This is a genomic window from Enterobacter sp. BNK-8 (assembly GCF_048685095.1).
In the GTDB taxonomy this organism is placed as follows: domain Bacteria; phylum Pseudomonadota; class Gammaproteobacteria; order Enterobacterales; family Enterobacteriaceae; genus Enterobacter; species Enterobacter quasiroggenkampii.
On the sequence record NZ_JBLQTN010000001.1, the window covers coordinates 3,332,160 to 3,355,768 of the forward strand.

The following is a 23,609-nucleotide window of genomic DNA, read 5'->3' on the forward strand; positions in this document are numbered from 1 at the left end:
ATTTACTGTACGTCGCCAAACAGTCCCTTCAAAAACCGTTCCAGCGCCATACGCGAGCTGAAACCATGCGGAATACCATAATGCTCATGCGTCTCTCCGCCTAAATAGAGCGGAAATTGCTGATAGTGATCGCAGGTTTTAATATCCGAGGCAGGCTCAGCAAATGACAGGCTTCTGTCTTTCAGCGTCGGGTGAATAATGAGAGCGGTACGTCCCATTCTTGCTTCACGATTAACGTAAACATAATTCTCGCCACGGCGATATCCATACGCTTTTGGCGTCACCTCATCCATGGTGAATCCCTCTTTTTCAAGAACGCGCGCCACCTCATCAGGTCGTAAATACATATCTTTTCCTCGTTATCTTTTCCTGCCCGGCAACCTTACAGTATTCAGCATTAGCAGGGCTTTCAGAATAGTCCATAAACTGCCAGATAACGCGTGATGCGCTTCAGATATTAAATTTCTGAACTAAACTGAACGGGAACGCAAAATTACGGAGGATCGTATGTTTAACAGACCGAACCGAAACGATATTAATGACGATGCGCAGGATATTCGTAATGATGTCAGCCAATTAGCGGACACGCTGGAAGAGGTGCTGAAATCCTGGGGAAGTGACGCGAAGGACGAAGCGGATGCCGCAAAACGTAAGGCTCAGTCTCTGCTCCGTGAAACCCGCGCGCGCTTAAACGGCCGCACGCGTACGACACAGGCTGCCTGCGATGCGGTCAGTTGCGCAACGACCTTCGTGCGCGAGAAGCCGCTCTGTACGCTCGGCACGGTAGCGGCAGTCGGTATCTTTGTGGGCGCTCTGCTTAGCCTGCGTAAATAACCCGCTCACGCACCGTTATCTGCCCCGGTGGTCAGTGGCTGCCGGGGCTTTTCTTTGCCTTCTCGCCTGTAAAACCCGTATAGCCTGCCCTGCCCCGCTGAGCTCATCATCGTGACAACATCAATCTGAATTTCCCATATCTTGTATGGTTGAAACTTAAGATAACTACATCTAGTATTCATTTTAGCAAGACACACACAACCTGACGCGATGATTCGCGCCGTTCTCTCATTTTAAATGGAAATACGAATCATGAGCATTACTATTTACACTCGTAACGATTGTGTTCAGTGCCACGCGACCAAACGGGCGATGGAAAGCCGCGGCGTGGCGTTTGAGATGGTGAATATTGACCAGCAGCCCGAGGCCGCCGATACCCTTCGCGCGCAGGGTTTCCGTCAGCTTCCGGTGGTGGTGGCCGGGGAGACCAGCTGGTCTGGCTTCCGTCCGGACATGATCAACCGCATCGCCGCGCAGGCCGCACGGGCATGAGCAGACTGGTGTTCTTCTCCAGCAGCTCGGAAAACACGCTCCGTTTTATTGAGCGCGTCGGGCTGCCTGCGGTGCGCATTCCGCTTAACGAGCGGGAGCGGATCCGGGTAGAGGAACCTTACATTCTGGTGGTGCCCAGCTATGGCGGAGGCGGCACGGCGGGCGCAGTGCCTCGCCAGGTGATCCGCTTTCTGAACGATCCTCATAACCGGGAGCTGATCCGCGGCGTCATTGCGGCGGGGAATCGCAATTTCGGCGACGCCTTTGGCCGCGCCGGAGATGTCATCTCTCAAAAATGCGGCGTGCCGTATCTCTATCGCTTTGAGCTGATGGGGACGCAGCAGGACGTCGAAAACGTGCGTAAAGGAGTGAACGAATTTTGGCAACGACAACCGCAGAACGGGTAATACAGGCGACGCCGGATTACCACGCATTAAACGCGATGCTTAACCTCTACGACCGGGAGGGACGCATTCAGTTTGATAAAGACCGTGAGGCGGTGGACGCCTTTTTTGCCGCCCACGTGCGGCCCAACAGCGTGACCTTTACGAGCCAGGATGAACGTCTCGACCACCTGGTTAATGAGGGGTACTACGATGCGCGCGTCCTCACCCGCTACGAACGCGCCTTCGTCGTGAAGCTGTTTGAACGCGCCCACGCCAGCGGCTTTCGTTTCCAGACGTTCCTTGGCGCGTGGAAGTTCTACACCAGCTACACCCTGAAGACCTTTGACGGTAAGCGCTACTTAGAAAGCTTTGAAGATCGCGTGGTGATGGTCGCGCTGACCCTGGCGCAGGGCGATGAAGCGCTGGCGCAACAGCTCACCGACGAGATCCTCTCCGGCCGCTTCCAGCCCGCCACACCCACCTTTCTCAACTGCGGCAAAGCCCAGCGCGGTGAACTGGTCTCCTGCTTCCTGCTGCGTATCGAAGATAATATGGAGTCGATTGGCCGCGCGGTGAACTCGGCGCTGCAGCTTTCCAAACGCGGCGGCGGCGTGGCGTTTTTGCTCTCTAACCTGCGCGAAGCGGGCGCGCCGATCAAGCGCATCGAAAACCAGTCCTCCGGCGTGATCCCGGTGATGAAGATGCTGGAGGATGCGTTCTCCTATGCTAACCAGCTTGGCGCGCGCCAGGGCGCGGGAGCGGTTTACCTGCACGCGCACCATCCGGACATTCTGCGTTTTCTCGATACCAAGCGCGAAAACGCCGACGAAAAAATCCGTATCAAAACCCTGTCGCTTGGCGTGGTGATCCCGGATATCACCTTTAAACTGGCCAAAGAGAATGCCGAGATGGCGCTCTTCTCGCCGTATGACGTTGAGCGAATCTATGGCAAAGCCTTTGGCGACGTGGCCATCAGCGAACTTTATGACGTGCTGGTAGCCGACGAGCGCATTCGCAAAAAATATATCAACGCCCGCGATTTCTTCCAGACGCTTGCCGAAATTCAGTTTGAGTCCGGCTATCCGTACATCATGTACGAAGATACGGTAAACCGCGCGAACCCGATTGCCGGGCGCATCAACATGAGCAACCTGTGCTCGGAGATTTTGCAGGTCAACAGCGCGTCCGGCTATGACGAGAATCTGGACTATGCGGAGATCGGCAAAGACATCTCCTGCAACCTCGGGTCGCTGAATATCGCCCACACCATGGATTCCCCCGACTTTGGCCGCACGATAGAAACCGCCATTCGCGGGCTGACGGCGGTGTCGGACATGAGCCACATCCGCAGCGTGCCGTCCATCGAAGCGGGCAACGCTGCGTCGCACGCTATCGGGCTGGGGCAGATGAACCTCCACGGCTATCTGGCGCGGGAGGGCATCGCCTACGGCAGTCCGGAAGGGCTAGACTTCACCAACCTCTATTTTTACACCGTCACCTGGCACGCGCTGCATACCTCGATGATGCTGGCGCGCGAGCGCAACCAGCATTTTGCGGGCTTTGAGCAGTCCCGCTACGCCAGCGGGGCGTATTTTAGTCCGTATCTTGAAGGCGACTGGCAGCCGAAAACCGAAAAAGTACGCGAACTGTTTGCTCGCGCCGGAATTGTGTTGCCGACGCGCGCGATGTGGCAGCAGTTGCGTGATGACGTGATGCGCTACGGCATCTACAACCAGAACCTGCAGGCCGTACCGCCAACCGGCTCGATCTCCTACATCAATCACGCCACGTCGAGCATTCACCCGATCGTGTCGAAAATCGAAATTCGCAAAGAAGGCAAAACCGGACGCGTTTACTACCCTGCCCCGTTTATGACCAACGAGAACCTGGCTCTGTATCAGGACGCATACGAGATTGGCCCGGAAAAAATCATCGATACCTACGCCGAGGCGACGAAACACGTGGATCAGGGACTCTCGCTTACGCTGTTCTTCCCGGATACCGCCACCACGCGGGACATCAACAAAGCCCAGATCTACGCCTGGAAGAAAGGCATCAAAACGCTCTACTACATTCGCCTGCGCCAGCTTGCGCTGGAAGGCACCGAAATTGAAGGCTGCGTGTCCTGCGCGCTGTAAGGAGAAAGGATGAAACTGTCACGCGTGAGTGCCGTTAACTGGAACAAAATCCAGGACGATAAAGACCTGGAGGTATGGAACCGCCTGACCAGCAACTTCTGGCTGCCGGAAAAGGTTCCGCTCTCCAACGATATTCCGGCCTGGCAAACCCTGAGTCACGCCGAGCAGCAGCTGACGATCCGCGTCTTTACCGGCCTGACACTGCTCGACACCATTCAAAATACCGTCGGCGCACCGGCTCTGATGAGTGACGCGCTGACGCCGCACGAAGAGGCGGTGATGTCGAACATCAGCTTTATGGAGGCGGTGCACGCCCGCTCCTACAGTTCGATTTTCTCCACGCTGTGCCAGACCAAAGACGTGGACGCAGCCTACGCATGGAGTGAAGCGAGCGAGTCACTACAGAGAAAGGCGGAGCTGGTGCTGACGTATTATCGGGACGACGAGCCGCTGAAGAAGAAGAGCGCCAGCGTGTTTCTGGAATCCTTCCTCTTCTATTCTGGCTTCTGGCTGCCCATGTACTGGTCGAGCCGGGGCAAGCTCACCAATACCGCCGATTTGATTCGTCTCATCATTCGTGATGAAGCGGTGCACGGGTATTACATCGGCTATAAGTATCAGAAAGGGCTGGAAAAGGTCAGCGACGCGGAGCGAGAGGAGCTCAAAGGGTTTGCGCTTGATTTGCTGATGGATCTGTACGACAACGAGCTGAGCTATACCGAAGAACTCTACGCTGGTACCGGCTGGGAGGAAGACGTGAAGGCCTTCCTCTGCTACAACGCCAACAAGGCGCTGATGAACCTGGGTTACGAGGCGCTTTTCCCACCGGAGATGGCGGAGGTGAACCCGGCGATTCTGTCCGCGCTGTCGCCCAACGCCGACGAAAACCACGATTTCTTCTCCGGGTCGGGTTCATCGTACGTGATGGGCAAAGCGGTGGAAACCGAGGATGAAGACTGGGATTTTTAATGAACGTTAACGTTCATTAATTTAATATAAACCCAACAATTTCCTCTCTAATATTTACAAAGCAACTACACTGTCATTTCTGCGTCATATTCGCCTGAATCACCCGATTCAGGCGAAATTCTCCTGCGCCACAGCAAAAAATTGAGAAAAATTCAGATCACGCTCAGCCCTTTACTCATGGGAAATTCAGCCGTTTCGCTTCCCTGAAAATTCACGTCATAAGTAAAACCAGGGTTGTCTCAGATTCTCAGTATGTTAGGGTTATGCCCGTTAACAATTTACCATGGTAATCATATCGACATAAACAAATAACAGGACACTCTCTATTGCATGGCAATTAAATTAGAAGTGAAAAATCTTTATAAAGTATTTGGCGAGCATCCGCAGCGCGCATTCAAATATATTGAGAAAGGCCTTTCGAAAGAGCAAATTCTGGAAAAAACCGGGCTATCGCTTGGCGTTAAAGACGCCAGTCTGGCCATTGAAGAAGGCGAGATTTTTGTCATCATGGGATTATCCGGTTCGGGTAAATCCACTATGGTTCGCCTTCTCAATCGCCTGATTGAACCCACCCGCGGACAGGTACTGATTGACGGCGTGGATATCGCCAGAATATCAGACGCCGAGCTTCGCGAGGTGCGCAGAAAGAAGATTGCGATGGTATTCCAGTCATTCGCGCTGATGCCGCACATGACGGTACTGGATAATACCGCCTTCGGCATGGAATTAGCCGGAACGCCTGCGCAGGAACGTCAGGAAAAAGCCCTTGATGCCCTGCGTCAGGTTGGGCTGGAAAATTATGCGCATGCGTACCCGGATGAACTTTCCGGCGGTATGCGTCAGCGCGTGGGATTAGCCCGCGCATTAGCCATTAATCCAGACATTTTATTAATGGACGAAGCTTTCTCCGCCCTCGATCCGTTAATTCGCACCGAGATGCAGGATGAGCTGGTAAAATTACAGGCTAAACATCAGCGAACCATTGTCTTTATTTCCCACGATTTGGATGAAGCCATGCGTATTGGCGACCGTATAGCCATTATGCAAAACGGTGAAGTGGTGCAGGTCGGCACGCCGGATGAAATACTCAATAATCCGGCGAATGATTATGTCCGCACCTTCTTCCGCGGCGTGGATATTAGCCAGGTCTTTAGCGCCAAAGATATTGCCCGTCGAACGCCAAACGGCATTATTCGTAAAACCCCAGGCTTCGGCCCGCGCTCGGCGCTTAAGCTGCTGCAGGACGAAGACCGTGAATACGGTTATCTGGTTGAACGCGGCAATAAATTTGTCGGCGTTGTCTCCATCGACTCTCTGAAAACCGCGCTCAGCGAAAACCAGGGCATCGATGCGGCGTTGATTGACGCTCCGCTTGCCGTGGACGCCGAAACGCCGCTCAGCGAGTTGCTCTCTCACGTAGGGCAGGCGCCGTGCGCCGTGCCGGTCGTGGGTGAGGAACAACAGTACGTCGGCATCATCTCAAAACGGATGCTGCTGCAGGCTTTAGATCGCGAGGGGGCAAACAATGGCTGACCAAACTAACCCGTGGGGTACCACTGAAGCGGCGGATAACGCTGCACAATCCGCCGACGCGTGGGGTTCCACGCCAGCCCCCGCCGACGGCGGCGGCGCGGCAGACTGGCTGAACAGCGCCCCCGCGCCTGCGCCAGAACACTTCAACATCATGGACCCGTTCCATAAAACGCTGATCCCGCTGGACAGCTGGGTCACGGAGGGGATCGACTGGGTGGTGACGCACTTCCGCCCGGTGTTCCAGGGGATCCGCATCCCGGTGGATTACATCCTGAACGGCTTCCAGCAGCTGATGCTGGGCATGCCGGCACCGGTGGCGATTATCCTGTTCTCCCTGATCGCCTGGCAGTTTGGCAGCGCCGGCATGGGTGTCGCCACGCTGATTTCGCTGATTGCCATCGGCGCGATTGGGGCCTGGTCGCAGGCGATGATCACCCTGGCGCTGGTGCTGACCGCCCTGCTCTTTTGCATTGTCATCGGCCTGCCGATGGGGATCTGGCTGGCGCGCAGCCCGCGGGCAGCGAAGATTATCCGTCCGCTGCTGGATGCAATGCAGACCACCCCGGCGTTCGTCTATCTGGTGCCGATTGTGATGCTGTTCGGCATCGGCAACGTGCCGGGCGTGGTGGTCACCATTATCTTTGCCCTGCCGCCGATTATTCGTCTGACCATTCTCGGGATCAACCAGGTGCCTGCGGACCTGATCGAAGCGTCACGCTCGTTCGGTGCCAGCCCGCGCCAGATGCTGTTTAAGGTTCAGCTCCCGCTGGCCATGCCAACCATCATGGCGGGCGTTAACCAGACGCTGATGCTGGCCCTGTCGATGGTGGTGATTGCCTCGATGATCGCCGTTGGCGGTCTCGGCCAGATGGTGCTGCGCGGCATTGGCCGTCTCGACATGGGGCTGGCCACCGTCGGCGGCGTCGGGATCGTGATCCTCGCCATTATTCTTGACCGCCTGACCCAGGCCGTCGGTCGCGATTCACGCAGTCGCGGCAACCGTCGCTGGTATTCCACCGGCCCTGTCGGGTTACTCACCCGCCCCTTTAGAAAATAAGGAACAACGATGCGACATAACGTCCTTTTTGCCACAGCGTTTGCCACCCTTGTCTCCACCAGCACGTTCGCGGCTGATCTGCCGGGCAAAGGCATTACCGTGCAGCCGGTGCAGAGCACCATTTCGGAAGAGAGCTTCCAGACCCTGATCGTCAGCCGCGCGCTGGAAAAACTCGGCTACACGGTTAACACGCCGAGCGAAGTGGATTACAACGTGGGCTATACCTCGATTGCCTCCGGTGACGCCACCTTCACCGCCGTGAACTGGCAGCCGTTGCACGACGACATGTATGCCGCCGCCGGTGGCGACAAGAAATTCTACCGTGAAGGCACATTTGTCACCGGCGCGGCGCAGGGATATCTGATCGACAAGAAAACCGCCGACCAGTACCACATCACCAATATCGAACAGCTGAAGGATCCGAAGATCGCCAAACTGTTCGACACCAACGGTGACGGCAAGGCCGACATGATGGGCTGCTCGCCGGGCTGGGGCTGCGAAGCGGTGATTAACCACCAGAACAAGGCCTTTGATCTGGCGAAAACGGTCGACGTGAGCCACGGCAACTATTCAGCGATGATGGCCGACACCATTGCCCGCTTCAAAGAGGGTAAACCGGTGATTTACTACACCTGGACGCCATACTGGGTGAGCGACGTGCTGAAGCCGGGGAAAGACGTGGTGTGGCTGCAGGTGCCGTTCTCCTCCCTGCCGGGCGAGCAGAAAGATATCGACACCAAACTGCCGAACGGCATGAACTACGGCTTCCCGGTGAACACCATGCATATCGTGGCGAACAAAGCCTGGGCCGAGAAAAACCCGGCCGCGGCGAAGCTGTTCTCGGTGATGAAGCTGCCGCTGGCGGACATCAACGCCCAGAACGCGATGATGCACGCGGGTAAATCGTCTGAGGCAGATGTCAAAGGCCACGTCGATGGCTGGATCAAAGCCCACCAGCAGCAGTTTGACGGCTGGGTAAAAGAGGCGCTTGAGGCGCAGAAGTAAAAAACAAAACCCTGCCCCTCACCCTAACCCGCTCCCCAAAGGGGAGAGGACTGGGGTGAGGGGCTAACCGCACAAACACACACATAACAATCCCCCAACATTCACAATCATTCGCTATTATGGTTTCCGGAAAAATAATCACTTAACTAACGATTCCTGAAACCAATGACAAAAACAGCTCAAGGGCTTAGCCCCGCACTCATTCTTTTAATGTCCGTGGCCACGGGTCTGGCCGTCGCCAGCAACTATTACGCGCAACCTCTTCTCGACACCATCGCCCGCGCGTTTGACCTTTCCGCCAGTTCAGCAGGCTTTATTGTCACCGCAGCCCAGCTCGGTTATGCCGCCGGGCTGCTGTTCCTGGTGCCGCTCGGCGATATGTTTGAACGCCGAATGCTGATCGTCTCCATGACCCTGCTGGCCGCCGGTGGGATGCTGATCACCGCCAGCAGCCAGTCGCTGACGATGATGATTATCGGTACCGCGCTGACGGGGTTGTTCTCCGTGGTCGCGCAAATCCTGGTTCCGCTCGCGGCGACCCTCGCCTCCCCGGAAAAACGCGGCAAGGTGGTGGGCACCATCATGAGCGGCCTGCTGCTGGGGATTTTGCTGGCGCGTACCGTTGCCGGGCTGCTGGCAAGCCTCGGCGGCTGGCGCACCGTATACTGGGTGGCGAGCGTGCTGATGGTCGTCATGGCGCTGGCACTGTGGCGCGGGCTGCCAAAAGTGAAGCAGGAAAATCACCTGAACTACCCGCAGCTGCTGGCCTCCGTTTTCAGCCTGTTCACCCAGGATAAACTTCTGCGCACCCGCGCCCTGCTGGGCTGCTTCACCTTCGCCAACTTCAGCATTCTGTGGACGTCGATGGCGTTTCTGCTGGCCGCGCCGCCGTTCAATTATTCCGAAGGGGTGATTGGCCTGTTCGGTCTGGCCGGTGCCGCAGGCGCACTGGGCGCGCGTCCTGCAGGCGGGCTGGCCGACAAGGGCAAATCCCATCTGACCACCTCCACGGGGCTGATATTACTCCTGCTCTCCTGGGCGGCAATCTGGTATGGGCACGTCTCGGTGCTGGCGCTGATCGTCGGTATCCTGGTGCTCGATCTCACCGTGCAGGGCGTTCACATCACCAATCAGACCGTCATCTATCGCGTGAAGCCAGAGGCGCGTAACCGCCTGACGGCCGGGTACATGACCAGCTACTTCATTGGCGGCGCGGCGGGCTCGCTCATTTCCGCCTCGGCGTGGCAGCATGCCGGCTGGTCAGGGGTATGTGCGATTGGCGCCATCGTCGCCACGCTTAACCTGCTAGTATGGTGGCGCGGCTACCATCGTCAGGATGCAATTCATTAAGTTTTACATTGCGTTGGCCTCTTAGGGTGTTAAGAGGCCCTTCACTCTGTTAATGTAAACGTAATCATTTATCCCAGAAATTTTAATGTGGGTGACATATTTACAATTGGCATGAATAGTTCAGACCCCCGTCCTCACATCCTCTCTTCAGCGGGTTCACACCCTACGCTTTCTGTGCTCACCGGGTCACGGACTTACCCGGCGCTTTCTGATGGTGACATTAATTTGGCGGATATAACCGCACAAATAATTCATTTACATTATTTGTCACTATCGTTACTATATCGGCTGTAATTAATGAGGTTATGCCCAAATGGATAGTTCGTTTACGCCCATTGAACAAATGCTTAAATTCCGCGCCAGTCGCCATGAGGACTTCCCGTACCAGGAAATCCTGCTGACTCGCCTGTGCATGCACATGCAGGGTAAGCTACTGGAAAACCGTAATAAAATGCTGAAAGCTCAAGGGATTAACGAGACATTGTTTATGGCGTTGATCACGCTGGAGTCTCAGGAAAACCACAGCATTCAGCCTTCCGAGCTGAGCTGCGCGCTGGGCTCCTCCCGTACCAATGCGACCCGAATTGCCGATGAGCTCGAAAAGCGTGGCTGGATTGAGCGCCGTGAAAGCGACAACGATCGCCGCTGCCTGCATCTGCAACTGACCGATAAAGGTCACCAGTTCCTGCGCGAGGTGCTGCCACCTCAGCACAATTGCCTGCACAAACTCTGGTCCGCCCTCAGCACCGCCGAGCGTGACCAGCTTGAGCACATCACTCGCAAGCTGCTCACCCGTCTGGACCAGATGGATGAAGACGGCGCCGTTCTTGAGGCGCTGCGCTAACGCGACGACACGCTCACCATTCCAGATTCATAAGAAAACCGACAGGCCAGCACGTCACACTGCTGGCCTTTCTGACAACAGGTCGGCTCAGCCGATGTGAAAATAAGAAGATCGTGGAGAACTACAATGAGCGCAAATGCGGAGAGCACTACCCCGCAGCAACCGGCCAACAAGAAAGGCAAACGTAAGAGCGCCCTTCTTCTGTTGACCTTGCTCTTTATCATTATTGCCGTGGCATATGGGATCTATTGGTTTTTAGTACTGCGTCATGCTGAAGAGACTGACGACGCGTACGTGGCAGGGAACCAGGTACAAATTATGGCGCAGGTGTCGGGCAGCGTGACGAAAGTCTGGGCTGACAATACCGACTTTGTGCAAAAAGGCGATGTGTTGGTGACCCTCGATCCAACCGACGCCCAGCAGGCGTTTGAAAAAGCACAGACCGCGCTGGCCTCCAGCGTCCGTCAGACCCGCCAGCTGATGATCAACAGCAAGCAGCTGCAGGCCAACATCGACGTGCAGAAAACCGCACTCGCACAGGCGCAGAGCGACCTGAACCGCCGCGTGCCGCTCGGCACCGCCAACCTGATTGGCCGTGAAGAGCTGCAGCACGCCCGCGACGCCGTCGCCAGCGCTCAGGCACAGCTGGATGTGGCCATTCAACAGTACAACGCCAACCAGGCGATGGTGCTGGGCACCAGCCTGGAAAACCAGCCTGCCGTTCAGCAGGCAGCGACCGAAGTCCGCAACGCGTGGCTTGCCCTGCAGCGTACTAAAATCGTCAGCCCAATGACCGGCTATGTCTCCCGTCGTTCCGTTCAGCCTGGGGCGCAGATTAGCCCGACCACGCCGCTGATGGCGGTCGTACCGGCAGACAACCTGTGGGTCGACGCCAACTTTAAAGAGACGCAGCTTGCCCATATGCGTATCGGCCAGACCGCGACGGTTGTCAGCGACATCTATGGCGATGACGTGAAGTACACCGGGAAAGTGGTGGGTCTGGATATGGGGACCGGCAGCGCCTTCTCCCTGCTGCCTGCGCAGAACGCCACCGGTAACTGGATCAAAGTCGTACAGCGTCTGCCCGTGCGTATCGAACTGGATGCTAAGCAGCTGGCGGATCACCCGCTGCGTATCGGCCTGTCAACGCTGGTGACGGTTGACACCGCCAACCGCGACGGTCAGATCCTGGCAAGCCAGGTGCGTAGCAGCCCGGCTTATGAAAGTAACGCCCGTGAAATTAGCCTCGATCCGGTCAACAAGCTGATCGATGACATCGTGAAGGCAAACGCCGGTTAATCCGAAGGTGAGCGTTATGCAACAGCAAAAGCCGCAAAAACCGCTGGAAGGCGCGCAACTGGTCATTATGACCATTGCGCTGTCGCTGGCGACATTCATGCAGGTGCTGGACTCCACCATCGCAAACGTGGCGATCCCAACCATCGCCGGTAACCTTGGCTCGTCGCTGAGCCAAGGGACCTGGGTCATTACCTCGTTTGGGGTGGCAAACGCCATCTCCATTCCGATCACCGGCTGGCTGGCAAAGCGCGTCGGTGAGGTGAAGCTGTTCCTCTGGTCCACGGTGGCGTTTGTACTGGCCTCGTGGGCGTGCGGCATGTCCAGCAGCCTGACGATGCTGATTTTCTTCCGCGTCATTCAGGGGATTGTCGCAGGGCCGCTGATCCCGCTTTCCCAGAGTTTGCTGCTGAGCAACTACCCTCCCGCAAAACGTTCCGTCGCGCTGGCGCTCTGGTCGATGACCGTTATCGTCGCGCCTATCTGCGGACCGATTCTGGGCGGGTACATCAGCGATAACTACCACTGGGGCTGGATCTTCTTCATCAACGTACCGATTGGCGCCGTCGTGGTATTGATGACGCTGCAGTCGCTGCGGGGACGAGAGACGCGCACCGAACAACGGCGTATCGACAGCATCGGGCTGGCGCTGCTGATCCTGGGTATCGGCAGTCTGCAGATTATGCTCGACCGCGGTAAAGAGCTCGACTGGTTCAACTCGCAGGAAATTATCATCCTGACCATTGTCGCGGTGGTGTCGATCAGCTTCCTGATCGTCTGGGAGCTGACGGACGACAACCCGATAGTCGATCTCTCGCTGTTTAAGTCGCGAAACTTCACCATCGGCTGCCTGTGTATCAGCCTCGCCTATATGCTCTACTTCGGCGCGATTGTGCTGCTGCCGCAGCTGTTGCAGGAGGTGTATGGCTATACCGCCACCTGGGCGGGTCTGGCGTCGGCGCCCGTTGGGGTGATCCCGGTCCTGCTGTCGCCGATAATTGGCCGCTTCGCCCATAAGCTCGACATGCGTCGGCTGGTGACGTTCAGCTTCATCATGTATGCGGTGTGCTTCTACTGGCGTGCGTATACCTTTGAGCCGGGAATGGACTTTGGCGCCTCGGCGTGGCCGCAGTTCATTCAGGGCTTCGCGGTGGCGTGCTTCTTTATGCCGCTGACCACCATCACGCTCTCTGGCTTACCGCCCGAGCGTCTGGCAGCCGCGTCGAGCCTGTCGAACTTCACCCGTACGCTGGCGGGCTCCATCGGTACGTCGATCACCACCACCCTGTGGACGAACCGCGAATCGATGCACCACGCGCAGCTGACCGAAGCGGTGAACCCGTACAACCCGAATGCTCAGCAGATGTATAGCCAGCTTCAGGGGATGGGAATGACGGAGCAGCAGGCGTCCGGCTGGATTGCCCAGCAGATCACCAACCAGGGGCTGATTATCTCGGCCAACGAGATTTTCTGGATATCGGCAGGGATCTTTATCGTCCTGCTGGGGCTGGTGTGGTTTGCCAGACCGCCGTTTGGTGCCGGTGGCGGCGGTGGCGGCGCGCACTAGTCTTGTGCGCGGGTTGCTCGTTCTGTGCGACGGTTGCCCGGTGGCGCTACGCTTACCGGGCCTACGAACGTAGGCCGGATAAGGCGTAGCCGCCATCCGGCAAAAAACCGCACTGTGTCCAGAACGCGACAGCCATTGTCAGTTCCGATAAAGCAGCGCGCCTGAAATCGATTCACGATAGTGAAAAGACAACAGGAGCGCATCATGCTGAACACACCCGCCGACAAGTACCAACCCTATCCCACCCTTTCCCTGCCCGACCGTCGCTGGCCGGAGCAACGCATTACCCGCGCGCCGCGCTGGCTCTCGACCGACCTGCGCGACGGCAACCAGGCCCTTGCCGAGCCGATGGACAGCGCCCGCAAGCTGCAGTTCTGGGCACTGCTGCTGGGCTGCGGATTCAAAGAGATCGAGGTTGCCTTTCCTTCCGCCTCACAGACGGATTTCAACTTCGTTCGCCAGCTGATTGAAGAGAACCGCATCCCGGATGACGTGACGATTCAGGTGCTCACTCAGGCACGGGAAGATCTCATCCATCGTACTTTTGAATCCCTGCGCGGCGCGAAGCAGGCTACCGTGCATCTGTATAACGCCACCGCTCCGCTGTTCCGCCGCCTGGTCTTCGGCATGGAGAAAGCGCAAATCGTTGAGCTGGCGACGCGCTCGACGCGGCTTATTCGCCAGCTGTGTGAGGAAAATCCCGACACCCGCTGGCAATATGAATACTCCCCGGAAACCTTCTGCTTTACCGAGCCGGAGTTTGCGCTGGAGATTTGTGAAGCCGTGGCGGAAATCTGGCAGCCGTGCGACGAGCGGCCTATGGTGATCAACTTACCTGCCACCGTCGAAGTGAGCACGCCGAACGTCTATGCCGACCAGATCGAGTATTTCTGCCGCCACTTCAGCCGCCGCCGCGATGTCTGCATCAGCGTGCATCCGCATAACGACCGCGGTACCGGCGTTGCCTGCGCGGAGCTGGCCGTAATGGCGGGAGCTGACCGCGTGGAGGGCTGTCTTTTCGGTAACGGGGAACGTACGGGTAACGTCTGCCTGGTAACGCTGGCGATGAACCTCTACAGCCAGGGGGTTAGCCCGAATCTGGACTTTAGCGATATGAATCGGGTGGTGGAAGTGGTGGAAACCTGCAATCAGCTGCCGGTCCACCCGCGCCATCCGTGGGCAGGACGGCTGGCCTATACCGCCTTCTCCGGCTCGCACCAGGACGCGATTAAAAAAGGCTTTGATGCCCGCAGGCCAGGCGATCGCTGGGAGATGCCTTACCTGCCCGTCGATCCCCAGGATATTGGCTGTACCTACGAAGCGGTGATCCGCGTAAACAGCCAGTCAGGAAAAAGCGGCAGCGCGTGGCTGATTGAGCAAAACCATGGGCTGAAACTGCCTCGCGCCCTGCAGCAGGATTTCAGCCAGCACGTGCAGCAGGAAACCGATCGTCACGGAAAAGAGATGACGCAAAATGCGCTGTGGCAGCTGTTCCGCACCCGCTACGGCCTGGTGGCAACGCCGCACTATGCGCTGCAATCCTACCGCAGCGATAGCCAGCAGGACGGCCAGCTGCGTTTGACGGCCAGCGTCGTCACACAGGGAGGAACGCGCCAGCTGGAAGGTCAGGGAAACGGTCTGCTCTCCGCTGCCGCTCACGGCCTGAGCCGCTGGGTCAACGCCCCGTTCGTGATTAAGGATTATCACGAGCATACGTTAGGCGAACGCAGCGACAGCCGCTCGGTGGCCTACATCCGCTGTCTGTTCCAGGACGGCAGCAGTCGCTGGGGCGTGGGCATTGATAGCGACGTGGCGCGCGCGTCGCTTCAGGCGCTCTTTAACGCCGTCAGTCGTTCTTAAAGTAATCGCTGGGAGAGACGCCCATCACCCGACGGAACATGGCCGTAAAGGCGCTGTGACTGCCGTACCCCAGATCCAGCGCCACGCGTAATACCGGCTGGCCCTGCGCCAGCCGGACTAAGGCTTCCAGCAGGCGCGCCCTTCTCACCCACTCTCCGCAGCTTAATCCCGTCTGCTGCTGAAAATGGCGGTTCAGCGTGCGCTCGCTCATGTTCATCATGCTCGAAGCCTGCGCGCTGCTCCAGCTTTCACCCGGGTGTTGCCGGATTTGCAGACACAGGCGACGTAGCGCCTCACTTTCCGGCTCCGGCAGGTGAAACGGCAGCACCGGCATAGTGCGGATTTCATCGAGAATGAGCTCATAGACGCGCTCATCCCGGCTTCCGGGTGAGTACGATTCAGGTAAAGCAAGGCAGACGAGGATCAGCTCGCGCAGCAGCGGCGTGATCTGCACGATCTGGCAGGTGGCCGGGAGATCGGCCCGCGCCAGCGGATCGATAAACAACGTTCGCGCCGCCACGTTGCCGGTAATGCGCAAGGAATGCTGCGTGCCCGCAGGCAGCCAGACGCCGCGACCGGGAGGAACAACCCAACAGCCTGATGCGGTATCCACCCGTACCACGCCGCTCAGGGTGTGCAGCAGCTGCGCGCAGTCGTGCTTGTGCCAGGGTTCGCTGTCACCATGAACGTAATCATGGGCAAACGGAACGAGGGGACGGTGGGTAAAGGAGAAGGTTAAGGTTGTGGTCAAAGGAGGCACCAACACAATGTAGGCCCGGTAAGCGAAGCGCCACCGGGCATCCACAGGCACAATACTAGATGTGCAGTTCCTGCAGTTTTTCTTTCGGCAGGGCCAGCTCTTCGTTGCTGTTCACGCGCACATCACGCTCGATGATATGACGCGCGATTTCCTGCGCTTCTTCCAGAGAGTGCATCTGGTAGGTGCCGCACTGGTAAACGTTAAGCTCAGGGATCTGGTTCTGCTCTTTCACCTTCAGCACGTCCTGCATGGCCGCTTTCCAGGCATCTGCCACACGTTTCTCTTCAGGCTGACCAATCAGGCTCATGTAGAAACCGGTACGGCAGCCCATCGGAGAGATATCGATGATCTCAACGCCGTTGCCGTTCAGGTGGTCACGCATGAAGCCAGCGAACAGGTGTTCCAGCGTATGAATGCCTTTCTCCGGCATCACTTCTTTGTTTGGCACGCAGAAACGCAGATCGAAGACGGTGATCGTGTCGCCGTGCGGGGTGTGCATGGTCTTCGCCACGCGGACTGCAGGTGCTTCCATACGGGTATGGTCGACAGTAAAGCTATCTAATAACGGCATACGTCACCTCCGATAGTGATTTTTTTTAAAATAAACTGAACTCTTCTACAGAATGCGCGTCTGAGTATATGAAAGACGCGCATTTGTTATCATCATCCCTGAATTCAGAGATGTATATTTTGGCCACAGCGATGTGGCCTTTTTCTTTTCTGCTTAAGCCTGCTTCGCCAGAAACGCCTCAAACGACTCGGTATCCGCCGCTTCAACCTCTTTCTGACGCACAACGGACGCTTCGTGTTCCGCGACAAAATCTGCTTCGCTCAGGATTTCTAACGGCTCCTGGATCAGCATCTCACGGTACTCCGCCGAGAGTGAACGCCCCGTACCACCAATGCCCTGATCAATCATAGAACGCAGAATGCGTGCTGAGAACGTCAGTTCCGGGTTATCAAAGCATTCCACCAGCTGGTCGCAAATCTGTTGATACGCATCCCCGCCGTCGATGCTGTCCATCGTCCGGGCAACACGCTTCAGATCGCGGAACAGATCTTTGCCGACTTTCGTCAGCGGGAACTGTGCCGTTTCGCAGCCGATACCCAGCGTCAGACCTGGCTTACGCCCTTCCAGAATCACGCGGTTCCAGTTTGTACGGGTACAGAGCAGTTCGTCTGAACTCATTTCCGGCGCATCCGCCAGCACGCACCAGACCATAAACAGATCCAGGAAGCGAATCTGCTGTTCATCAACGCCAATCGGTGAAAACGGGTTGATATCCAGCGAGCGCACTTCAATGTATTCGATCCCGCCGCGCTGCAGCGCATCCGACGGGGTTTCGCCGCTGCGCGTCACGCGCTTAGGACGAATAGGCGCATACAACTCGTTTTCAATCTGCAGGACATTGCTGTTGATCTGCAGACGCTTGCCGTCTTTTTCGAGGCCGATTTTCTCGTACTCTTCCGACGGGGTTTTGATCGCCCGCTTCAATCCTGCCACATATTCGTGCAATTCGTTAAACGTAATACCGAGATTGCTTTGCGATTTATTGGTATAGCCGAGATCGCTCAGGCGCAGAGAGGTGGCGTACGGAAGATAGTACATTCCGCAATCAGTCTTCTCGAACGGCAGCGTCGTCGGTTTTCCCTGCAGGAAAGATGAGCAAATAGCAGGCGATGCGCCGAACAGATACGGGATCACCCAGCCGAAACGGTAATAGTTTCGGATCAGGCGGAAGTAGCCTGCTGAGATGGCATCTTTATCCGTTTCACCGCATTTCGCTTCCCAGAATGCCATTGGCAACGAGAAGTTGTAGTGCACGCCAGAGATGGTCTGCATCAACGCGCCGTAGCGGTTTTTCAGCCCCTCACGGTAAAGCGTTTTCAGCCGGCCGATATTTGACGTGCCGTACTGTGCCAGCTCAATCTCCTGGCCCTGCTCGATATAGCACGGCATGCTGAGGGGCCACATGCGCTCGTCGCCCAGGTTGCGCGCGGTGTAGCGATGGATATCGCGCATGATCGTCAGCATATGATCAATATCACCCTCTACTGGGGTGATGAACTCAAGCAGCGCTTCAGCGAAATCGGTTGTGATCCATTTATGTGTCAGCGCCGAGCCTAACGCCTTCGGGTGACCCGTTGTCGCTAAACTGCCGTCCGCGTTAACGCGCAGCGTTTCACGCTCGAGACCACGCTGAATACCCTTCAATGCCTGAGGGTGGTTTTCCAGCCAGGCCAGCGCCTGAGATACGTCCGGGATCAAATTGACCTCCCGCCTGTCAAAGTAATGTTACTCAGCATAATTGTAATGGTTGACGATTGAAGGTCGCGTATTCATTCCACCAATTAGTGCCACCACGTCATACCCTGCAGCGTTGCCCATGCCACGAGGACATAACGCAACGCCTTGCCAAGGCACAAAAAAAAGAGCACCGGTCCCCAGGAGATGCGCATCCATCCCGCCAGCAGACACAGTAAATCGCCTATTACAGGCATCCAGCTTAATAACAGCGTGGCAGCGCCATAGCGTTTTAGCCAGCCGACTGCCTTTTCCTGCCAGCGCGATTTTTCACGCAGCGGAAAGAAACGCCCAAGAATAACGTTAGTCAGCCCTCCAAGGCTATTACCCATTGTTGCTATTACTACAAGCAGCCAGGGCTGACTCACGCCAGACAACAGCATCGCCACCAGCACCACTTCCGAATTGCCCGGTAACAGCGTGGCGCTGAGAAAACTGCTGGCGAATAATGAGGCAAGTGACAGCGCGTCACTCACAGTAAGCGCACATCCACCGCATCCATTCCGGCATCACGCGCGGCCTGGATGCCGAAATCGGCGTCTTCAAACACGACGCATTTTGCCGCCGGGACGCCCATTAATTCTGCGCAGAGCAGGAAGGTGTCCGGTGCAGGCTTGTGATGTTTAACATGATCGGCGGCAACCACGGCAGAGAAATAGTGGCGCAGGCCAAGATGATTGAGTAATGCCTCTGCAATCGCGCTTTCGCTGCCCGTCCCCACCGACATCGGGCGACGCCCGTGCCACTCTTTTACCACATCAATCAGCGGCAAAGGACGTACGGTATCTAAAAGCATGGCTTTTACCGCATCGGTTTTTTCGCGTGCGAGCAGGTGCGGGTCGAGATCGGCCTGATTCAGTTCAATCACGGCCTGTGCAATACGCCAGGTTGGGGAGCCGTTGAGGGCGATCATCGCCTGAAGGTCGAAACGCATACCGTAGCGGCCCAGGACGTCGGTCCAGGCTTGACGATGCGTGGGTTCGGTATCCAGAAGGGTACCATCCATATCGAAGATCAAACCGTCATACTGTGCGTACATCGTGCTCTCGCTAACCGATTAACAAAGCATTACTTTATCGTAAATGGTGGTTTTTGTCGCTGACAGAGAGTGTGATTGCTGACGGAACGTCGAAGGAATAAACAAAGAAGGAGAAGATGGTGCATCCGGGAGGATTACTCGGCTTACGCCTCGCCCTGCGGGCCGTTGCTAAAGCAACGTTATCCTCCCTGGTGCTTGCGATTAACTCGCTGACCTTAAAACAACAGCATCGCTGTTATCCAGGAGAATATGGTGCATCCGGGAGGATTCGAACCTCCGACCGCTCGGTTCGTAGCCGAGTACTCTATCCAGCTGAGCTACGGATGCATCGGGAAATGCTTTTAGAAACAGTAATGGTGCATCCGGGAGGATTCGAACCTCCGACCGCTCGGTTCGTAGCCGAGTACTCTATCCAGCTGAGCTACGGATGCATCAGGGTACTGCTTTCAGAAATAGTAAATGGTGCATCCGGGAGGATTCGAACCTCCGACCGCTCGGTTCGTAGCCGAGTACTCTATCCAGCTGAGCTACGGATGCATCGGGATTTACTACTGTACTGCTCGATATTCATATCACTTCTAAAGCAATATGAAGTAATAGATGGTGCATCCGGGAGGATTCGAACCTCCGACCGCTCGGTTCGTAGCCGAGTACTCTATCCAGCTGAGCTACGGATGCAAAATGGCGGTGAGGCGGGGATTCGAACCCCGGATGCAGCTTTTGACCGCATACTCCCTTAGCAGGGGAGCGCCTTCAGCCTCTCGGCCACCTCACCACACAACGCCTCTTTCGAGTGCTTCGAGCAACTCGTTAAGAGCTTCTCGTCGCTGCGTGGCGCATATATTACTTTCTGGGACTTATAAGTCAAACAATTTTCCAAAAGCTTTTATCGTTTGCACAAATCACACGCAATTCGCATGTAAAAGCCGCAAAGAGGGTGTTTTATAAGCGGATTTTGCAGGCATCTTCACAGAAAACTGATGCAGAAAGGACGGTGTTGGGACGAGATAAGGGTAACGGAGTGGTTAAAAAGAGAGCGATTGAAATTAAACGGTAACTTTGAGCAGGAAAAATAGCGGGAGGGTTGCGTCTCGCCCGACAGCGAGACGCGACAATATCAGTAACTGGACTGCTGGGATTTTTCAGCCTGGATACGCTGGTAGATCTCTTCACGGTGGACAGATACTTCTTTAGGAGCGTTAACACCAATACGTACCTGGTTACCCTTTACCCCTAAAACTGTCACGGTGACCTCATCCCCAATCATGAGGGTCTCACCAACTCGACGAGTCAGAATCAGCATTCTTTGCTCCTTGAAAGATTAAAAGAGTCGGGTCTCTTGTATCCCGGCATTATCCATCATATAACGCCAAAAAGTAAGCGATGACAAACACGTAAAGTGTAAGCAGTCACGGCATCACATTCTGTTAAACGTAAGTTTAGCCGATATACACAAACTCAACCTGACTTTATCGTTATCGATAGCACAGTGAACAAGACGCCATAACGTTACCGCTATGGCGTCTGCTTGTGCTTTGTAGTTATTACAGTTTCGCGCTTACCCAGCTTTCAACGCTGGCTAATGCCGCAGGAAGTGCCGCCGCATCCGTACCACCGGCTTGCGCCATGTCCGGACGACCGCCACCCTTGCCGCCCACCTGCTGAGCGACCATACCAATCAGTTCCCCTGCTTTTACGCGGTCAGTCACATCCTTAGAGACGCCCGCAATCAGAGAAACCTTACCTTCTGCCACTGTCGCCAGCACGATAACGGTCGAACCAAGCTGGTTCTTGAGATCGTCGACCATAGTACGCAGCATCTTAGGCTCAACGCCCGCCAGATCGCTGACCAGCAGTTTGACGCCCTTAATGTCTACAGCCTTGCTGGAGAGGTTTGCACTCTCCTGCGCCGCAGCCTGCTCTTTCAGCTGCTGCAGCTCTTTTTCCAGCTGACGCGTGCGATCCAGCGCAACGCGCACTTTCTCGCCCAGGTTCTGGCTATCGCCTTTCAGCAGCTGCGCGATGTCGTGCAGCTGATCGCTCTGCGCATGCAGGCTGGCAATCGCACCTTCACCGGTCACTGCTTCAATACGACGCACACCTGCCGCCGTTCCCGACTCGGAAACAATGCGGAACAGGCCGATATCACCGGTGCGCGAGGCGTGCGTACCGCCGCACAGCTCGGTAGAGAAGTCGCCCATGCTCAGCACGCGAACGCGCTCGTCGTATTTCTCGCCAAACAGCGCCATCGCACCTTTTTTCTTCGCGTCCTCGAGATCCATGATATGGGTCTCGATTGGCAGGTTACGACGGATCTGCGCGTTCACCAGATCTTCCACCGCACGGATTTCAGACGGCTTCATCGCTTCAAAATGCGAGAAGTCGAAGCGCAGCACTTTGTCGTTAACCAGAGAACCTTTCTGTGCAACATGGGTACCGAGTACGTCGCGCAAGGCAGCGTGCATCAGGTGGGTTGCCGAGTGGTTCAGACGAATGCGCGCGCGGCGAGCTTCATCAACGTTAGCCTGGACGCCCTCGCCCACTTTCAGAGAACCGGAAACCAGTTTGCCCTGGTGACCAATCGCCTGACCGTATTTTTGGGTGTCGGTCACGCTGAAGCTAAAGCCATTGCCTTTCAGTTCGCCTTTATCGCCAACCTGGCCGCCTGATTCGGCGTAGAACGGCGTTTTGTCCAGAATAACTACGGCTTCCTGACCCGCGCTGATGCTGTCTACGGCTTTACCGTCAACAAACAGAGCGGTCACTTTACCGGTCAGTTCCAGCGCCTCATAGCCTTTGAATTCAGACGCGCTGTCAACGCGGATCATCGCGTTGTAGTCTGCACCGAAGCCGCTGGACTCGCGCGCACGACGGCGCTGCTCTTCCATCGCGGCTTCGAAGCCCGCTTCGTCAACTTTGATGTTACGCTCGCGGCAAACGTCCGCCGTCAGGTCAACCGGGAAGCCGTAGGTGTCGTACAGGCGGAAAGCGGTTTCGCCATCCAGCGTGTCGCCCTTAAGTTTCGCCAGCTCTTCGTCCAGCAGCGCCAGACCGCGCTCCAGCGTACGTGCAAACTGCTCTTCTTCGGTTTTCAGAACCTGCTCTACCTGCGCCTGCTGGCGTTTCAGCTCGTCACCGGCTGACCCCATCACGCCAATCAGTGGCCCAACGAGTTTATAGAAGAAGGTGTCCTTAGCGCCCAGCATGTTGCCGTGACGGATGGCACGACGAATGATACGACGCAGCACGTAGCCACGGTTTTCATTCGACGGGATAACGCCGTCGGCAATCAGGAACGCGCAGGAACGAATGTGGTCCGCGATAACGCGCAGCGATTTGTTGTTCAGATCGGTCGCGCCGGTCACTTCCGCAACGGCTTTGATCAGGGTGCTGAACAGGTCAATCTCATAGTTGGAGTTAACGTGCTGCAGTACCGCGGCAATACGCTCCAGACCCATACCGGTATCAACGGACGGCTTCGGCAGCGGCTCCATCGTACCGTCGGCCTGACGGTTAAACTGCATGAAGACGATGTTCCAGATCTCAATGTAGCGATCGCCGTCTTCTTCCGGGCTGCCTGGAGGGCCGCCCCAGATGTGGTCGCCGTGATCGTAGAAGATCTCGGTGCACGGACCGCAAGGGCCGGTGTCACCCATCTGCCAGAAGTTATCGGACGCGTAAGGCGCGCCTTTGTTATCGCCGATGCGAATAATACGCTCGCGCGGGATCCCGACTTCTTTTTCCCAGATTTCGTAGGCTTCGTCATCGGTTTCATAGACGGTAACCCACAGACGCTCTTTCGGCAGGTTGAACCAGTTTTCACCGGTCAGCAGTTCCCACGCATATTGAATAGCATCGTGTTTAAAGTAGTCGCCGAAGCTGAAGTTACCCAGCATTTCGAAGAAGGTGTGGTGACGCGCGGTGTAACCGACGTTTTCCAGGTCGTTGTGTTTACCGCCCGCACGCACGCAACGCTGTGAGGTTGTGGCGCGGGAATAATTACGCTTGTCGAGACCAAGGAACACATCCTTGAACTGGTTCATCCCGGCGTTGGTAAACAGCAGAGTCGGATCGTTGTTCGGTACCAGGGAGCTGCTGGCAACAACCTGGTGTCCCTTACTATGGAAAAAATCGAGAAACGCCTGACGGATCTCAGCGGTGCTCTTGCTCATAA

At 56.4% G+C, this 23,609-nt stretch carries 21 protein-coding genes and 5 tRNA genes; 13 read left to right on the forward strand and 13 right to left on the reverse strand.

Going from position 1 to position 23,609, the window contains the following annotated elements; all coding sequences use genetic code 11:
• Positions 1-2: 2 nt before the first annotated feature.
• The gene (locus ACMGGU_RS16035) at positions 3-347 is read right to left on the reverse strand and encodes a DUF2002 family protein (RefSeq protein WP_008502568.1); all 345 of its coding nucleotides are present in this window, start codon (positions 345-347) and stop codon (positions 3-5) included.
• Between the two features lie 160 nt (positions 348-507).
• On the opposite strand from ACMGGU_RS16035, the gene ACMGGU_RS16040 reads away from it, so the two are divergent.
• The 13 genes from ACMGGU_RS16040 (at position 508) to leuA (ending at position 15,331) form a co-directional block, all read left to right on the forward strand.
• Positions 508-834: a DUF883 domain-containing protein gene (locus tag ACMGGU_RS16040; protein WP_008502569.1), complete on the forward strand. Its 327-nt coding sequence runs from the start codon at positions 508-510 to the stop codon at positions 832-834.
• Positions 835-1,086: 252 nt separating this feature from the next.
• Positions 1,087-1,326: a glutaredoxin-like protein NrdH gene (gene nrdH / locus ACMGGU_RS16045; protein WP_021241966.1), complete on the forward strand. Its 240-nt coding sequence runs from the start codon at positions 1,087-1,089 to the stop codon at positions 1,324-1,326.
• Positions 1,323-1,733: a class Ib ribonucleoside-diphosphate reductase assembly flavoprotein NrdI gene (gene nrdI / locus ACMGGU_RS16050; RefSeq protein WP_024907682.1), complete on the forward strand. Its 411-nt coding sequence runs from the start codon at positions 1,323-1,325 to the stop codon at positions 1,731-1,733. The genes nrdH and nrdI overlap by 4 nt, the downstream gene beginning before the upstream one ends.
• Positions 1,706-3,850, forward strand: a complete 2,145-nt coding sequence (gene nrdE, locus ACMGGU_RS16055; RefSeq protein WP_048029251.1) for a class 1b ribonucleoside-diphosphate reductase subunit alpha — start codon at positions 1,706-1,708, stop codon at positions 3,848-3,850. The genes nrdI and nrdE overlap by 28 nt, the downstream gene beginning before the upstream one ends.
• Before the next feature lie 9 nt (positions 3,851-3,859).
• The gene (nrdF, locus tag ACMGGU_RS16060; RefSeq protein ID WP_420300731.1) at positions 3,860-4,819 is read left to right on the forward strand and encodes a class 1b ribonucleoside-diphosphate reductase subunit beta; all 960 of its coding nucleotides are present in this window, start codon (positions 3,860-3,862) and stop codon (positions 4,817-4,819) included.
• Positions 4,820-5,149: 330 nt separating this feature from the next.
• Entirely contained in the window at positions 5,150-6,352 is a 1,203-nt protein-coding gene (gene proV, locus ACMGGU_RS16065; protein ID WP_008502574.1) for a glycine betaine/L-proline ABC transporter ATP-binding protein ProV, read from the forward strand.
• Entirely contained in the window at positions 6,345-7,409 is a 1,065-nt protein-coding gene (gene proW, locus ACMGGU_RS16070) for a glycine betaine/L-proline ABC transporter permease ProW (protein WP_008502575.1), read from the forward strand. Before proV ends, proW begins: the two co-directional genes overlap by 8 nt.
• Before the next feature lie 9 nt (positions 7,410-7,418).
• Positions 7,419-8,414: a glycine betaine/L-proline ABC transporter substrate-binding protein ProX gene (gene proX / locus ACMGGU_RS16075; RefSeq protein WP_048029249.1), complete on the forward strand. Its 996-nt coding sequence runs from the start codon at positions 7,419-7,421 to the stop codon at positions 8,412-8,414.
• 165 nt (positions 8,415-8,579) lie between these two features.
• Positions 8,580-9,764: an MFS transporter gene (locus ACMGGU_RS16080; protein ID WP_420300732.1), complete on the forward strand. Its 1,185-nt coding sequence runs from the start codon at positions 8,580-8,582 to the stop codon at positions 9,762-9,764.
• Between the two features lie 313 nt (positions 9,765-10,077).
• Entirely contained in the window at positions 10,078-10,608 is a 531-nt protein-coding gene (gene mprA, locus ACMGGU_RS16085; protein ID WP_023308933.1) for a transcriptional repressor MprA, read from the forward strand.
• Positions 10,609-10,734: 126 nt separating this feature from the next.
• Positions 10,735-11,907 (forward strand): multidrug efflux MFS transporter periplasmic adaptor subunit EmrA, encoded by a 1,173-nt coding sequence (gene emrA / locus ACMGGU_RS16090; RefSeq protein ID WP_045909303.1) that lies wholly within the window; start codon positions 10,735-10,737, stop codon positions 11,905-11,907.
• 16 nt (positions 11,908-11,923) lie between these two features.
• On the forward strand, positions 11,924-13,471 hold the full coding sequence (gene emrB / locus ACMGGU_RS16095; RefSeq protein WP_028014182.1) for a multidrug efflux MFS transporter permease subunit EmrB: 1,548 nt from the start codon (positions 11,924-11,926) through the stop codon (positions 13,469-13,471).
• Between the two features lie 204 nt (positions 13,472-13,675).
• Positions 13,676-15,331: a 2-isopropylmalate synthase gene (gene leuA / locus ACMGGU_RS16100; protein ID WP_069720354.1), complete on the forward strand. Its 1,656-nt coding sequence runs from the start codon at positions 13,676-13,678 to the stop codon at positions 15,329-15,331.
• On the opposite strand, the gene ACMGGU_RS16105 is transcribed toward leuA, so the two are convergent.
• From ACMGGU_RS16105 to alaS, 12 genes are all read right to left on the reverse strand, one after another.
• Positions 15,318-16,082 (reverse strand): AraC family transcriptional regulator, encoded by a 765-nt coding sequence (locus ACMGGU_RS16105; RefSeq protein ID WP_395299535.1) that lies wholly within the window; start codon positions 16,080-16,082, stop codon positions 15,318-15,320. The two genes, leuA and ACMGGU_RS16105, sit on opposite strands and share 14 nt — an antisense overlap.
• Before the next feature lie 64 nt (positions 16,083-16,146).
• Positions 16,147-16,662 (reverse strand): S-ribosylhomocysteine lyase, encoded by a 516-nt coding sequence (gene luxS / locus ACMGGU_RS16110; RefSeq protein WP_014833019.1) that lies wholly within the window; start codon positions 16,660-16,662, stop codon positions 16,147-16,149.
• A 153-nt stretch (positions 16,663-16,815) separates the two neighbouring features.
• Complete coding sequence (gene gshA, locus ACMGGU_RS16115; protein WP_420300733.1) at positions 16,816-18,360, reverse strand: glutamate--cysteine ligase; 1,545 nt, start codon at positions 18,358-18,360, stop codon at positions 16,816-16,818.
• Between the two features lie 83 nt (positions 18,361-18,443).
• Positions 18,444-18,872, reverse strand: coding sequence for a YqaA family protein (locus ACMGGU_RS16120; RefSeq protein ID WP_021241956.1), 429 nt, complete (start codon positions 18,870-18,872; stop codon positions 18,444-18,446).
• Positions 18,869-19,435, reverse strand: coding sequence for a fructose-1-phosphate/6-phosphogluconate phosphatase (yqaB, locus tag ACMGGU_RS16125; protein WP_032648006.1), 567 nt, complete (start codon positions 19,433-19,435; stop codon positions 18,869-18,871). The genes ACMGGU_RS16120 and yqaB overlap by 4 nt, the downstream gene beginning before the upstream one ends.
• 250 nt (positions 19,436-19,685) lie before the next feature.
• Positions 19,686-19,762, reverse strand: a tRNA-Arg gene (locus ACMGGU_RS16130).
• Positions 19,763-19,789: 27 nt separating this feature from the next.
• A tRNA-Arg gene (locus ACMGGU_RS16135) sits at positions 19,790-19,866 on the reverse strand.
• Between the two features lie 29 nt (positions 19,867-19,895).
• Positions 19,896-19,972 (reverse strand) — tRNA-Arg (locus ACMGGU_RS16140).
• A 64-nt stretch (positions 19,973-20,036) separates the two neighbouring features.
• A tRNA-Arg gene (locus tag ACMGGU_RS16145) sits at positions 20,037-20,113 on the reverse strand.
• A 4-nt stretch (positions 20,114-20,117) separates the two neighbouring features.
• A tRNA-Ser gene (locus ACMGGU_RS16150) sits at positions 20,118-20,210 on the reverse strand.
• A gap of 342 nt (positions 20,211-20,552) precedes the next feature.
• Positions 20,553-20,738 (reverse strand): carbon storage regulator CsrA, encoded by a 186-nt coding sequence (csrA, locus tag ACMGGU_RS16155; protein ID WP_000906486.1) that lies wholly within the window; start codon positions 20,736-20,738, stop codon positions 20,553-20,555.
• A 241-nt stretch (positions 20,739-20,979) separates the two neighbouring features.
• On the reverse strand, positions 20,980-23,607 hold the full coding sequence (alaS, locus tag ACMGGU_RS16160; RefSeq protein WP_008499543.1) for an alanine--tRNA ligase: 2,628 nt from the start codon (positions 23,605-23,607) through the stop codon (positions 20,980-20,982).
• Positions 23,608-23,609: the final 2 nt, after the last annotated feature.

Bases quoted from the DNA above. Each gene is read 5' to 3' on its own strand.
- proV (WP_008502574.1), top strand. From the start codon at position 5,150: ATGGCAATTAAATTAGAAGTGAAAAATCTTTATAAAGTATTTGGCGAG.
- nrdF (WP_420300731.1), top strand. From the start codon at position 3,860: ATGAAACTGTCACGCGTGAGTGCCGTTAACTGGAACAAAATCCAGGAC.
- nrdH (WP_021241966.1), top strand. From the start codon at position 1,087: ATGAGCATTACTATTTACACTCGTAACGATTGTGTTCAGTGCCACGCG.
- proX (WP_048029249.1), top strand. From the start codon at position 7,419: ATGCGACATAACGTCCTTTTTGCCACAGCGTTTGCCACCCTTGTCTCC.
- yqaB (WP_032648006.1), bottom strand. From the start codon at position 19,435: ATGTACGCACAGTATGACGGTTTGATCTTCGATATGGATGGTACCCTT.
- proW (WP_008502575.1), top strand. From the start codon at position 6,345: ATGGCTGACCAAACTAACCCGTGGGGTACCACTGAAGCGGCGGATAAC.
- emrB (WP_028014182.1), top strand. From the start codon at position 11,924: ATGCAACAGCAAAAGCCGCAAAAACCGCTGGAAGGCGCGCAACTGGTC.
- luxS (WP_014833019.1), bottom strand. From the start codon at position 16,662: ATGCCGTTATTAGATAGCTTTACTGTCGACCATACCCGTATGGAAGCA.
- leuA (WP_069720354.1), top strand. From the start codon at position 13,676: ATGCTGAACACACCCGCCGACAAGTACCAACCCTATCCCACCCTTTCC.
- emrA (WP_045909303.1), top strand. From the start codon at position 10,735: ATGAGCGCAAATGCGGAGAGCACTACCCCGCAGCAACCGGCCAACAAG.
- csrA (WP_000906486.1), bottom strand. From the start codon at position 20,738: ATGCTGATTCTGACTCGTCGAGTTGGTGAGACCCTCATGATTGGGGAT.
- alaS (WP_008499543.1), bottom strand. From the start codon at position 23,607: ATGAGCAAGAGCACCGCTGAGATCCGTCAGGCGTTTCTCGATTTTTTC.
- ACMGGU_RS16080 (WP_420300732.1), top strand. From the start codon at position 8,580: ATGACAAAAACAGCTCAAGGGCTTAGCCCCGCACTCATTCTTTTAATG.
- ACMGGU_RS16035 (WP_008502568.1), bottom strand. From the start codon at position 347: ATGTATTTACGACCTGATGAGGTGGCGCGCGTTCTTGAAAAAGAGGGA.
- mprA (WP_023308933.1), top strand. From the start codon at position 10,078: ATGGATAGTTCGTTTACGCCCATTGAACAAATGCTTAAATTCCGCGCC.
- ACMGGU_RS16040 (WP_008502569.1), top strand. From the start codon at position 508: ATGTTTAACAGACCGAACCGAAACGATATTAATGACGATGCGCAGGAT.
- nrdI (WP_024907682.1), top strand. From the start codon at position 1,323: ATGAGCAGACTGGTGTTCTTCTCCAGCAGCTCGGAAAACACGCTCCGT.